This window comes from Indolivaga capnocytophagoides DSM 22835 (assembly GCF_000426485.1).
Taxonomy (GTDB): domain Bacteria; phylum Bacteroidota; class Bacteroidia; order Bacteroidales; family Dysgonomonadaceae; genus Dysgonomonas_A; species Dysgonomonas_A capnocytophagoides.
In genome coordinates, this window is the sequence record NZ_AUFL01000010.1 from 81,826 (window position 1) to 95,500 (window position 13,675).

Annotated in this window: 6 protein-coding genes; 3 read left to right on the forward strand and 3 right to left on the reverse strand. The window is 37.2% G+C overall.

All coding sequences use genetic code 11. The annotated features are described in order from the left end of the window. Window positions 1–420 precede the first annotated feature (420 nt). From K322_RS0105350 to K322_RS0105360, 3 genes are all read left to right on the forward strand, one after another. Window positions 421–3,450, forward strand: a complete 3,030-nt coding sequence (locus tag K322_RS0105350; protein ID WP_051290653.1) for a SusC/RagA family TonB-linked outer membrane protein — start codon at window positions 421–423, stop codon at window positions 3,448–3,450. A 12-nt stretch (window positions 3,451–3,462) separates the two neighbouring features. Beyond that, window positions 3,463–5,154: a RagB/SusD family nutrient uptake outer membrane protein gene (locus tag K322_RS0105355; RefSeq protein WP_026625957.1), complete on the forward strand. Its 1,692-nt coding sequence runs from the start codon at window positions 3,463–3,465 to the stop codon at window positions 5,152–5,154. Between the two features lie 286 nt (window positions 5,155–5,440). Further along, window positions 5,441–9,493: a hybrid sensor histidine kinase/response regulator transcription factor gene (locus tag K322_RS0105360; RefSeq protein ID WP_026625958.1), complete on the forward strand. Its 4,053-nt coding sequence runs from the start codon at window positions 5,441–5,443 to the stop codon at window positions 9,491–9,493. Between the two features lie 52 nt (window positions 9,494–9,545). Here the strand turns inward: K322_RS0105360 and K322_RS0105365 are convergent, their stop codons facing one another. The 3 genes from K322_RS0105365 to K322_RS0105375 all read right to left on the reverse strand — a co-directional run bounded on the left by K322_RS0105365 (window position 9,546) and on the right by K322_RS0105375 (window position 13,458). After that, window positions 9,546–11,828, reverse strand: a complete 2,283-nt coding sequence (locus K322_RS0105365; RefSeq protein WP_026625959.1) for a cation:proton antiporter — start codon at window positions 11,826–11,828, stop codon at window positions 9,546–9,548. 195 nt (window positions 11,829–12,023) lie between these two features. Then, window positions 12,024–12,749 carry a LytR/AlgR family response regulator transcription factor gene (locus tag K322_RS0105370; RefSeq protein WP_026625960.1) on the reverse strand — a complete coding sequence of 242 codons (726 nt, stop codon included), beginning with the start codon at window positions 12,747–12,749 and terminating at the stop codon, window positions 12,024–12,026. Further along, a complete protein-coding gene (locus K322_RS0105375) occupies window positions 12,718–13,458 on the reverse strand; it encodes a histidine kinase (protein ID WP_026625961.1) in 741 nt (246 codons plus the stop codon). The genes K322_RS0105370 and K322_RS0105375 overlap by 32 nt, the downstream gene beginning before the upstream one ends. Window positions 13,459–13,675: the final 217 nt, after the last annotated feature.

Below are 13,675 nucleotides of genomic sequence, written 5' to 3' on the forward strand. Positions count from 1 at the left end.
TCACTACTTCTTGAATGAAAGAAATATCATCTTCTTTGAATGAATTTTAAACCGTGAATCATTATTTAAATCGCATTTTTGCACATGGAAGTTTAACTTTTATTTAGTACAGAAATTCTAAACCTTAAAAAACTCTAACCGATTTTAATGTAAAACAAGTATCAAATGATTTATGGCAGGCTTTAGTCTGCTTTATTAAGTAAAGTTATAAATAAGGTCTCTGACCTTTATAAAATTAATCCGCAAAAGAAACCTTAATTTTTTTTTATTCAGACCACATTTTAAATGATCGTGAACAGGATTCTTTCGATAATAAGAAGACTGGCTTAAAATTCTAAAACTATATTTAATTTAATACCTAATGAAATTATGAGAGAAACTACAAACATTAAGAGATTAGTGTTTCTTCTTATCTTGGTGATGACTTACTCCATACAACTATTTGCCCAAAATAAAGTGCAGGGGACAGTTGTGGACAGCTCTACAGGGGAGCCTTTGATCGGAGTGGCCATTTCTGTTGAAGGAACAACACAAGGTACTATCACTGACATTGACGGGCGGTTTTCGATTGCAGCATCTCAGGGTGCAACTTTAAAAGTCGCTTATATGGGATATATAACACAGTCTCTGAAACTGGGGGCACAGTCTACTATTCAGATTAAGCTTGTAGAAGATACTCAGCTTCTGGACGAAGTTGTTGTAGTGGGATACGGTGTTCAGAAAAAATCTGATGTTACAGGTTCTGTTACATCAATTAATAAAGACAGGCTGGGTAAACTTCCGGTTACAAACGTTTTACAGGCTGTTCAAGGGGCTGCCGCTGGTATAACTATTACTCAAACTTCTTCTATTCCGGGAGATGCTCCTGATGCGTTGGTGAGAGGAAAGAACTCAATAAATGCTTCTACAGGACCTTATATAGTTGTCGATGGAATTCCTATCAGTAAATCGGGTGGTACGCTTAATGATATCAACCCCAATGATATCGAATCTATGGAAATTCTGAAAGATGCTTCTGCTACTGCTATTTATGGAACAAATGGAGCGAATGGTGTAATTCTTATCACAACAAAAAGAGGAAAATCGGGCAAACCGACTATCCGTTATGCCGGTTATGTGGGAATTGAAGATTTCTCTCATAAGCTGAAATTCGGAAGCGGACAGCAAATGATCGATCGTTATGCTGAGGCTGCAAGAATTAATAATACCAGCTTATGGAATAATACTCCGGTCAGAAACGAATATGAATATGATAATTATCTGGCAGGAAAAGAAATTGACTGGATTGATGAGATTTCCCGAACAGGAGTTATTCAAGACCATAATGTGAGTATCGCCGGAGGAGCCGAAAATGTAAAATATTATATTTCTGCAGACTTTTTAGATCAGAAGGGTATAATTAAAGGATTCGATTACAAACGTTATTCTATTCGTACCAATATAGATGTGGATGTTACAAAATATATGAAGGTAGGAACCAATTCTTATATTGTATCACATAATAACGATGGAGGGCGTGCCAGCTTATTAATGGCTGAGGCTATGTCTCCTTACGGACGCATGTATTACCGTACCTATGCAGGTGACGATAGTTATACCGAAAATGGAAGTTATGAGATATATCCGATGGCACAGGAAAAATTGTTTACAAATCCATTGATGCGTACAACAACCAACCCCGAACGTCGAAACTGGAATGTAAATATAAATGGATATGCAGAACTTGATTTTGGGAAAATATTAAAGGGTTTAGATGGTCTTAAATATAAGTTTAACGGAGGATATACATATTCCCCTAAACGTACAAACGAATATGATGGAGAATCGGTTAATAATCTTACCGGATGGGCAAGAATATATAACGAAGAATCTCAAACCTATACTATTGAAAATATATTCTCGTATGCCCGTGACTTCAATAAACATCATATCGATTTTACAGGGTTATATGCAGCTTCCCGTAAAAAATGGCAGAACTCCAAAGCTGAGGCTTCTGTATTCATAAATGACAGTCAGGAATGGAATAATATCGGTTCGGCTCAGACTCAATCTGTTGGATCTCAAACAACGTTGTACACTACGCTTTCTCAGATGGGACGTTTGAACTATTCTTTCGACAGCCGTTATCTGTTTACATTTACCGTACGTCGTGACGGTTCTTCAGTCTTTGGTGATAATAACAAATATGGGGTATTTCCATCTGTTGCTGCTGGTTGGAATGTAACTAATGAATCATTTATGAAGAGTACAGAGGATATTCTTAGTTCATTGAAGTTGAGATTATCGTATGGTAAAGCCGGAAATGAGGCTATTGGAGTATATCAGACTTTAGCTAAAATGGATAATGGTATGCTTGCAATGGGAGGAGCATCCAATACAGCTCTTTATCCTAATGATATGATGGGGAACTCTAATCTAAGCTGGGAAACAACGAAGAGTTTCAATGTTGGTCTGGACTTTGGGTTATTGAAGAATGGAAGAATAACAGGTAATATTGATTTCTATTCGTCTACTACAACTGATTTGCTGTTGAAACGAAATCTGCCTAAAATATCAGGATTTAATTCGATGTATGCCAATATGGGTAAAACCGCAAATAAGGGTATTGAAATAACTTTAAGTTCACGTAATATTGTTACCAAAGATTTTACATGGACAACAAATCTGGTATATTCTTGGAATAAAAATGAAATTAAAGACCTTTATGGTGATAAAAAATCCGATCTGGGAAACCGTTGGTTTATAGGACAGCCTATCGGTGTAATTTATGATTATACAATGGTAGGTGTATGGCAGGAAAAAGAAATAGCTAATGGAGATCATCTCAAGTGGGATCCTCAAGCTAAAGCGGGAGATATAAAACTTGCTGATATTAGTGGTCCCGATGGTGTGCCTGATGGTAAGATCGATGATAATGACCGTAAAATACTGGGACAGACTTCTCCGAAATGGATTGGAGGATTGACAAATACATTTACTTATAAAGATTTCAGTTTAAGTGTGTTTATTCAGACTGTTCAAGGCTTAAAGAAAAACAACTCTATGATAGGTATTGCAGGTGACGAAATGGGACGACGTAATATAGCATCGGAAATAGGTTATTGGACTCCTGAAAATCAAAGTAATAAATGGAGGTCTCTTAGTAATACTTCAAACAGATATGGATACGGATTTCCGTCTGATGCAAGTTTTACCCGTATTAAGGACATAACATTGAGTTATAACTTACCGACAAGTGCTACAAGTAAATTAGGAATAAGTGCTCTGACTGTTTATATGAGCGGACGTAATCTGGCAACTATTACTGATTGGATTGGTTGGGATCCTGAAGCAAGACAAGTTGCAAGGGGAAATAGCTCATGGGACTCAACAAGAGGTGAAACGGTATATGATACCAGTAACTACCCTATGACTAAGAGCGTTGTATTTGGGTTGAATTTAACTTTTTGAAAATAGATAGTTATGAAAATAAAAAATATAATATTAAAAACATTCGCAGTATCACTTGTCACATTAGGATCGATATCGTGCAGCGATAGTTTTCTTGATGAGAAAATGTATTCAAATTTTGATCCTTCGGTCAATGACGTAGAATCTAAAGTTGTAGGGCTGTATCGTCAGTATGCTGCAATTTGGGGGATGTCCGGCCAACAAGGTTTCTTGAGTTGCTTTCAGGTTGGAACAGATGTCTGTTCACCCGGGCAGACACAGGGTGTAGAAGTCGGCTTCTATAATTATCCGAATCTTAATTCGGAAAATGCAGGCGTTAGTTTCTTGTGGGAAAAATTGTATGAGATTATCAATAGTGCCAATCTTATTATCGATTCTCAGGGAGAGAACGGAGATAAAGCTGCTGTAGCTGAAGCTAAATTTTTTAGAGCTTATGCTTACAATATGTTAGTTACTCTATGGGGAGGTGTACCTTTGGTTACAAAATATGATGGTGCAAATCCAAGGACAGACTACGTTCGTGAGACTGTTGATAAAGTTGATGAGGTAATTGATGCCGATTTACAATATGCGATGACTTATTTGCCTAACGTAGATACTTCGAACAGAAAGGAGAGCCGTGCGACAAAAGACTTTGCACGTCAGTTGGCTGGAGAAGCTTATCTTCGTATGGGTATGCGTGATGCATCATTCTTTAAGAAAGCTGAAGATGCCTTGACCTTGATCATTAGCGAAGGGAAGTATAAGCTGATCGATGCCCGTTATGGAAAATACCTAGCTGAAGGAGGTGACTCTTACAGGGATATGTTCAGATTTGGAAATCAACGCCGTTCGGAGGGAAATACCGAAGGGATATGGACTTTCGAAATGGAATACAACCGTGATGTAAACGGTGGTACTATTGATAATCCGCAACATCGCCGTGTATGGGTTCCCGGGTATTACAATATAGATGGTATGGTTAATGCCGATTCTTTGGGCGGACGTGGTATCGGACGTTTGCGTTTAAGTAATTTTACTAAATATCACTTATTCCAAAAAGGAGATATACGAAACTCTAACTATAATATCCGACGTACAATGTATTATAATAAACCCGGTTTCCATACAACGATAGGTATTGATGCCAACGGGTTTAAGGTTACCGCCGGTAAAGGAGTAAAGGATATTGTTGTTAAAACAGGAGATAAAGTGGTTCCGGCAGCAGGAGATTCACTTGGATTCTATTATCCGCATCCAACGAAATGGGGAGGGTATGATCCTAATGATGACTTTGGATATGCCGTAGTGAAAGATTGGCCGGTAATGCGTTATTCCGAAACATATCTGCTTAGAGCTGAAGCTCGTTTCAGGCAAAATAACCTGACAGGTGCAGCAGAAGATATAAATGTGATAAGAGATCGGGCGTTCAAAGCATATCGTACCGAAATAAGCAATCCGTCATATGGGAAGGTAAGTGCTTCTGATATTAATATCGATTTTATTTTGGATGAGCGGGCCCGGGAACTTATAGCCGAAGAAAACCGCCGTATGACCTTAATAAGAACCAATACTTTGTCAAGTCGTATTCTGAAGAATGGTGATGCATCTCCGGATAATAAAATTATAGTCGGATTTAAAGATTATAATACATTGTTACCTATACCATTAACAGAAATCCAATTAAATAAGGATGCTGTTCTTGAACAGAATACCGGATATTGATTGAAAGAAAGCATTTAATAATGTATCTTAAAGCGATAACCAGATCTTGCTGTCATGCTTGTAAAATCAGCAGAAAGGTCTGAGACCTTAATCAGGTATATTGATTTAAAAAATACCTCTGGAGATAAAACTCTTAGAGGTATTTTTTATCTTTGATATATACATCTATCTTTATAGGATAAGTAACAGCAAGTGTTTAATGAGGTGTTTTAAGACGATAACCAGCTCATGCTGTTATGTTTGCTAAGTTAATAAATCGGTCTGAGACCTTAATATGTCTTCTGAAATGAAAAATAAAATACTCCGTTATCTCATTACATGCAGCCTGCTTACATTTTTATTGACAAATGTAGCAGCGCAAAAAGTAACGATGAATTCTATACCCCAGTTAGATCAGTATTCGTCTTATTCGGTGCTGAGGGTATATCAGGATCGGGCAGGATATATATGGCTTGGGACGATGGATGGCATATGCCGGTATGATGGCTACAGAATTCTTGTATTCAGAACCGATTTTAACCGCTCTCATCTATTATCGAATAATCAGATATCAAGTATTACCGAAGATGACAAATATATCTGGATAGGAACCGAAGAAGGAATAAATCTTTTAGATAAGCAAACCTATATTGTAACGCCTTTTGCAGATAAAGAAATACAATCACAGCCAATAAAATCGATATTAGTGGCTTCCGATAAATCTATATGGATCGGTACAGACAGGTATCTATATCATTATACCAAAGACCGGACTCTTATAAAGCGGTTCGATGATTTTCCGAATCTCTCCATAAACCAGATATATCAGGACTCATACGAAAATATCTGGGTACTGGGGTGGGGACCGGGCTTGTTTAAGTACGATAAAGAAAATTCAACTCTGATCAAGTATCCTAAAATAGGCTCAACCAACAGTCCATTCCGTATGTTTCAGGACTCCAACAAACATTATTGGATATGTACATGGGGCGATGGATTGTTTAGTTTCAGACCCAATAAAAATGAAGATGAGATGTATGTCTCGCAGAAAGTAAATAACACAGAAGATAATCAACCTCAGAAAACATTTTTCAGTATAACCCAGGATCATCAGCAGGGCTATATCTGGGTGATGTCTTTTTCGGGGGTGCATGCATTTAAATACACGGATGTATCCGATCCGGTACTTGAAGAGGTTAATGTATCTCCTCTTTTCAGGGAATCGAATAATATATTCAGCGAATTGGTTACAGACCGAAAAGGCAATATCTGGATTGGTACTTATAGCGAAGGAACTATTACCATAAATTTCGACAAGCCTTCAATCAAAAATTATTCACTCGACAATGTTAAGCAGCGATTTGGTATCGCATCCAATATAAAAGTTCTTTTTCAGGATAAAACAGGGCTGTTCTGGCTGTTTCAGAATAGGGTAGGCTTAGGAACTTTCAATCCCGAATCCAATCAATTTAATTATTATACAGAATATTCGGATTTGAGAGATCAGTCAGATCTTCGGTTGATTAATTGTATTTCAGCCCCTCCTTCTACAGACGAAGTTTGGGTGGGAGCCGAGAAAGCCCCTTTTATATACCGGCTCAAAAAGAACGGTAATAATATATCATTAAGTGGTAAAATAGATTTAACGAAATATACAAAAAGTCCCGGACTGCCTTTGATATTCTTTAATGATGCCAAAAATAATACATGGCTGGGTACATCTACGGGTGTCTTCATGAAGAAATACAATGAAGAAGAACTTCATCTGATCAGCGATACATTGGGAAATGTGACGGGTATTACCGAAGACAATAATGGAACTATATGGATAAGTACCAGCAAATCGGGGTTATACAATATCCCGATTAAACATAACACTTCTATTGATAATCTGAAATTATTCAATTTCAGAAAAGGATGGAACGGCTTATCCAGTGATAATATACAATCGGTCTGTGCCGATCAGTCAGGAAGAATCTGGATCGGGTCTAAAAACGGAACTATTGAAGTTTATAATACCATAACTGATAAAATAGACGATTACACACGGAGTTGTGGTATGACAGGAGACCCTATTCTTAATATTATTGTAGATAGGATGTCCCATGTTTGGATTCTGACGAGTCGCTATGTGACGGAGTTTAATCCTGAAAATAAAGCCTACCGGAATTATAAAAGTACAGACGGGTTGTCAGTCAACTATTTTCACAAAAATTCGGTGTTTGTCAACAACGACGGGGTTATATATTTTGGCGGAAATAAAGGTTTTGCGGCATTTAGCCCATCCGAAAATTTATCGGCTCAGCCCGGTTCTGAGAAAGTACTTGTGACAGATATTAAAATTCAGAATCAATCTATTTTTTATCAGAATGCAAATAATAAGTTTGATCTGGATAAACAAACCTTGACTTTAGATCCGAATGATAAAAATATAGAAATAGATTTCTCGTCACTTAACTATACTTATCCTTCAAAAATCAGATATGCCTACAAATTGGAAGGGATTGATGAGGACTGGATTTATACAGATAGTAATAGGCAATTTGCCACATATAACCAGTTGAGTAAAGGTAAATATATCTTGATGATTAAATCTACAGATGAGAATGGCTTGTGGAGTGATCAGGTTACCGAACTTATCATATATAAGCTGCCGGCTTTTTATGAAACATGGTGGGCATATACCTTTTATGCAGTGATTGTGATTGTGTTTATGTATTTGGCTTTGCGGATTGCAACAAACAGAATCAGGCTGAGGAATAAGCTGAAAATCACACAGATCGAGAAAGAAAAGACAGAAGAGTTGACGCAGACCAAACTTCGTTATTTTACAAATATATCGCATGATTTCCTTACGCCCCTCACAATTATTTCATGTCTGATTGACGATCTGGAAACAACGTCAAAAACAAAAGTTCCTCAGTATGAGACAATGCGTTCGAATGTAAGTCGTTTGAAGCGTTTGCTTCAACAGGTTCTTGATTTTAGAAAAATGGAAAGTGGTAATATGAAATTAAAAGTGACTAATGGTAACATTATCATTTTTATTAAAGACATCTGTTATACACATTTTGCCCCCTTAATTAAAAAGAACAATATCAACTTTTCGTTTACCTCCGAAGTGTCGGATATCAATGCTTATTTCGATCCTGATAAAATAGATAAGATTGTATTTAATCTCTTATCAAATGCATTTAAATATACCCCTGTTGATGGTGCCATCTCTGTTGATATATCGTTATCAACCCGAAACCGACACAATTATCTGACGTTGAATGTCTCGGATACAGGTATAGGTATTGCTGAAAATCATCTCAAAGATGTATTTACAAGGTTTTATACAGACAGCCAAAGAGCTAGAGGTGAGACTAACGGCATAGGTTTATCCTTAACAAAAGATTTGGTGGAACTGCATCATGGAACTATTGCTGTGAGTAGCTCGGTAGATATAGGTACAGTATTTACAGTGGTTATTCCTGTTGATAAAGAAAGTTATACCGAAACAGATATTGTAAATACTCCCGATATTATATTTAGTGAAGAGAGCTCTTTCCGTCACAATGAAGAGCCCCAGTTTTCAGAAGGACAACAAACTGAAGGGGTGGATCGGGTAACAATACTTCTGGTTGAAGACAATGAAGAGCTCTTAGTACTGATACGGAATATTTTATCGAAACAATATAATGTAATTACCGCAGCCAATGGTAAAGAAGCTCTGGTAAAGCTGCGAAATAATAATATCGATATTATTATCAGCGATGTGATGATGCCGGAAATGGATGGATTTGAATTGTGCCGAGAAGTGAAATCAAATATTGAGACAAGCCATATATCCATCTTATTATTGACAGCAAAAAACAGTGCCGAAGACCGCATCGAATGTTATAATGCCGGAGCAGACGGATACATGTCGAAACCGTTCGAAATAAAAGTGCTTGAAGCCCGTATCAACAATCTGGTGAGTAATAAAGAAAGTAAGCAGCAAGAATTCAAATCGAATGTCGAAATCAATATATCTTCTCTCGAATACCCTTCGGCAGATGAACAGTTTCTGAATAGTGCGGTAAAACTAATTGAAGAATACTTATCCGAAACAGAATTCGATATAAATACTTTTGCGGAACATCTGCATATGTCGAAATCATCTTTGTATCGGAAAATCAAGTCAATGACAGGATTGTCTCCCATAGAGTTTATCCGCAATATTCGCCTGAAACATGCCTGCAATATGTTGAAAGATAAATCGATTTCGATAGCCGAAATTGCATATTCAGTCGGCTTTTCCGATCCTAAATATTTCACATCCTGCTTTAAAACTGAATTTGGAATGACTCCAAGTGAGTATCAAAAGCAAATGTAAGCATCTGAAGTATAGATCTTTTTTAAATAAAACCGACTGTCCAGTTTTGTTTTTAAGATTGATGAGTTTTATCGTCAGAACAGATAAGAACGGACGTTGTTTTGCCAATCCATTCCTTACGCAGTAAGAAGAGATTTTCGCAGCTGTCTAGACTTACAATTATCAGGTTTTGCTTACTCATGAAATCTTCACTGACATAATCCATACTGATATTACGGATATGGTTTGGTGCATTATGTTCTATCAGCCGGATCCGCTCTTTTATTGCATTGTTACTTTTTCCGGATTGGTCTAGTATCGAAATCTGAGCTCCTGCATTGTGTATAAATTTCTGTGCATAAGTAATCAGGAATTCATCTTTTTCGTTGAAAATAGGGATGAAAATGTTATCTGTACTCGATAGATCTTTATCTATAAGTATACCTACGGGAATTCTGCTTTTAGATAAGATCAGGCGGGTGTTATTATCTATAAGATTGCTTTCTATCAGTTTTTCTTTGCCTGTAACTGTATTGATTAGTTTTTCGGGATTAAATATCTGAGTAGTAAATCCCAGAACCCGACCCAATACTGTTCCTTCAAAAATTGATTCTTCAAGGTTCATCAGCAACAGGTCATAGTCTCCTTTATTGGCTACATTTACTACATTATCCCCGATGTCTGTTGTTATTTTGAATAGTGAAATGATTTTGCGGTTTAGTGATTGAGCCTCATCAATTAAGGGGGAGAATGCTTCTTTTTCGTATACATCGGCATCTATCTGGTGTAATCCTTGAGGAGATGTAAGATGAATAGCTGTTATTGAAGTATTATCGTCAACACGTCTGGTCAGGCTATTTGCCAATCTGACCAAAGCTCTCCCTTTTTCGGGATTTTTGAAGAATAAGAGCAGCTTGTACCTTGCCAGATCGTACATTTTTTCGTTGGCTGCTTCTTCATCTTTCTTGAATATTTTGTTGATAATATTCAGTGAGGGGCCTGTCATAAATGTAGTGACAAGAGCCATGATCACCATCATTGCAAATATCTCGGCATTGAGTACTCCCAGATCGTACCCGATATTAAGAACAACCAGCTCCATCAATCCTCGGGTATTCATTAGCGTGCCTATGGTAAGACTGTCTTTCCAGTTTTGACCGACAAATCTGGCTGCGATGGCACTTCCTGCAAACTTTCCCACAACAGCCACAAGAATGATCAAGCCTGTGATTTTCCAAAGTTCGGGATCGTTAATCAATCCGATTTCTGTACGCAATCCGCTGATCACAAAGAATAGAGGAAGGAAAAGAACTAATGCAACATCTTCTATCTTTTCGGTAAACATACTTCTAAACCGTATATTGGCGGGCATCATTACGCCTGCCATAAATGCTCCGAAAAGAGCATGGATCCCTATTGTTTCGGTAATAAAGGAAGATATAAGCAATACAAGGAAGAAGAGAGCTACAAGCGATTTACTCAGGTTTTTATCCGACTGATACAATTCGCCGACTCTGCGTAAAAACGGGCGTACAAGCTTTACCATGAATATGACATAGGCTATAGCTAATACTATTGTATAGAGAGAGCTTAGAACTGATCCGGCTTTCACTATTGCTATTACTACAGCAAGCAGACACCAAGCGGTAATATCATCGGCAGCAGCACAAGTAATTACTATCGCTCCGAGTTTTGTTTTATGGATACCTCTTTCCTGTATGATACGCGCCAGTACCGGAAAGGCTGTTATGCTCATAGATATACCTATAAAGAGTGCAAATGACGAAAATTCGACATGTTCGGGAGCATGGGCTTTGTATATCAGGTAAGCTAGTCCGACTCCTAACGCAAAAGGGATAATGATACTGGCATGACTGATGACTACAGCTTCGTGAGCTTTAGTTTTCAATACTTTCAGATTTAGTTCCATTCCTATAACGAACATGAATAGTATAAGTCCTATTTGGCTCAAAATACTCAAATTACCGAGGGATTGAGTCGGGAAAATGAAATTCGACACATCAGGGAAGTATAAACCTAACAAAGATGGTCCGAGAACAATACCAGCCAGGATTTCACCAATAACCATTGGTTGTCCGATCTTTTTAAATATCCAGCCAAACAGGCGTGATACAATAATAATTGCGATAATCTGAAGAACAAGAAGTCCGATGGAGTGATGTAAGTTATCAATCAAAGAATTGAAAAACTCTTCGAGAGGAGTTCTCTCTGAAATGTTCGAAACAATTCCGCGTCCTTCTTCTAACGATTTTCCACTAAATATTATCCAGTAAATAAGGATAGAAAAACCACCGATTGTAATTACATAGAATAGTATATCTCTTAGTTTTTTCATAAGTCGTAAACAAGTGTAAAAGGGTCTGAAACCCTAAAATTAGAGATATAAATAGTTTCTGAGTCGGTTTAGCAATAAAAGCTGCATAAAATGTAATGAAACCTTGGTATTTTGTAATGAAATTAAGGTCGCAGCCTTATTAACAACCAGAGTCTGTTATGACTTGAAAATGTATCATTAAATACTTTCGTTTACTTATTTACCTGAGTTTTCTACCTTATAGATAAAATCATCCCGATATACTTCGGATAGTGAAAACCGGATTGTATTATCGTTATGAATAATGTCGGATATTATCTCATCATAGGAGAAATATTGTATCGTGCGTAAGGCTATTATCTCCCTTTTATTGATACGGCAAAAACGCTTGGAGGGAAGAAGACTTATCAGCTTATCGAATGAGATATTTTTCAGGGTCAGATTTTTTCCGTCTTTCAGGTACACAATTTTGTCTCTGCTGTCTAAAGCTGCTATAGTTATGTAATCTATCTGGTCGAAATAGAGAAGGACTTTTCCTTTTTCACTGTTCAGTTGGGTGAATGCTTTTGTTGTTCCCGGCTTTTCCAGATATTTGATTGCTTTGTCTATGGCTTGCTTAAGCCTGTCTCTCTGTATCGGCTTACGAACGTAGTCGATAGCATTCAGGTCGAATGCTTCTGCTGCATATTCTTTATATGCTGTTACAAATATGATTGCTTTGTCCTTTAATATATTAGCGATCTGTAATCCATTCATTTCTCCCATTTCGATATCAAGAATACAAGCGTCGAATTGCAGCTGTCCTATTTCATTCAGAAACGCTTTCGGATCATCAAAAGCTTTGACAACCTCTACTTCCGGAAACTGCTGGCAAAGCATTTTCAGATAAGCTAGTCCTGGTAATTCATCCTCAAGGATGAGGCATCGAAGTTTTGAATCCATTCAGATCAATTTTTAAGTGGGCAATATATGCATCGTCATCAATGATGCGTTCCAATTCATAACAGCCCTTGTAGAGCATATTTAATCGTTGGTCGAAGGTTATGTTCCCGATACCGCTTTTCTCTTTTTTAAGATTGTTTCGGGGTGATATTTTATTTGAAACAGTGAGGCTGAATATATTATCTTTAAACCCGAATACAATTGAAATATACGAACCCTTGCTTTGGAGATCGGCATGTTTAAAGGCATTTTCAATCAGGTCGATGCTTATAAGCGGAGCTAGTACACGCTGCCTGTATAATGCCGAGGTCTCGTCTATTTTTGTTTTTACGGTCAATTCGAACAATGGACTGAGCTTGATCCGGTTTACCTCTATCAGATCTTTGGCAAAGTCTATTTCCTCCTGAGGAGTCACGTATTTGTTTTTACTCTCATATAGAATGTAATCAAGAATATTTGCGAGTTTATCTAAAGCAAAGTATGTCTGGTATGCATGAGATTGTACCGAGTTTAGTATATTCTTGAATAGATGAGGATTCAGAACCGTTGCTATCGTTTCGGGGTACATATTCGAATTGTTCTCTCGGATTGTACTTAGGCGGGTTTCCAGTAATTTCTCTTGTCTTCTTGATTTTTGGAGCAAGAGAAAGAGTATTACGGCTGCAGCCATAAATAAAATAAGCAGGATCAATAAAACTTCTGTCATCATATAGCGTACTACTATATGGCAAAATTAAGTATTTATATCGGATTTCAACATGTTGCTCATATTAAGTCTTTAAAGTATATCTCAGGAATGATTTGTGCTTGCAACGTTAAAAATAGGGTATGAGACCTTATTTCCGTAAAAAAGGTATTTTATAGAATCGCTTTATTGCAAAAAGTTGTACTTGTCCCGAATGAATACCTATACTTCGATCATTAAG

What these genes read in the sequence shown, in the direction of transcription:
- K322_RS0105350 (WP_051290653.1), top strand. Translation starts at nt 421, where the DNA reads ATGACTTACTCCATACAACTATTTGCCCAAAATAAAGTGCAGGGGACA.
- K322_RS0105365 (WP_026625959.1), bottom strand. Translation starts at nt 11,828, where the DNA reads ATGAAAAAACTAAGAGATATACTATTCTATGTAATTACAATCGGTGGT.
- K322_RS0105355 (WP_026625957.1), top strand. Translation starts at nt 3,463, where the DNA reads ATGAAAATAAAAAATATAATATTAAAAACATTCGCAGTATCACTTGTC.
- K322_RS0105370 (WP_026625960.1), bottom strand. Translation starts at nt 12,749, where the DNA reads ATGGATTCAAAACTTCGATGCCTCATCCTTGAGGATGAATTACCAGGA.
- K322_RS0105375 (WP_026625961.1), bottom strand. Translation starts at nt 13,458, where the DNA reads ATGATGACAGAAGTTTTATTGATCCTGCTTATTTTATTTATGGCTGCA.
- K322_RS0105360 (WP_026625958.1), top strand. Translation starts at nt 5,441, where the DNA reads ATGAAAAATAAAATACTCCGTTATCTCATTACATGCAGCCTGCTTACA.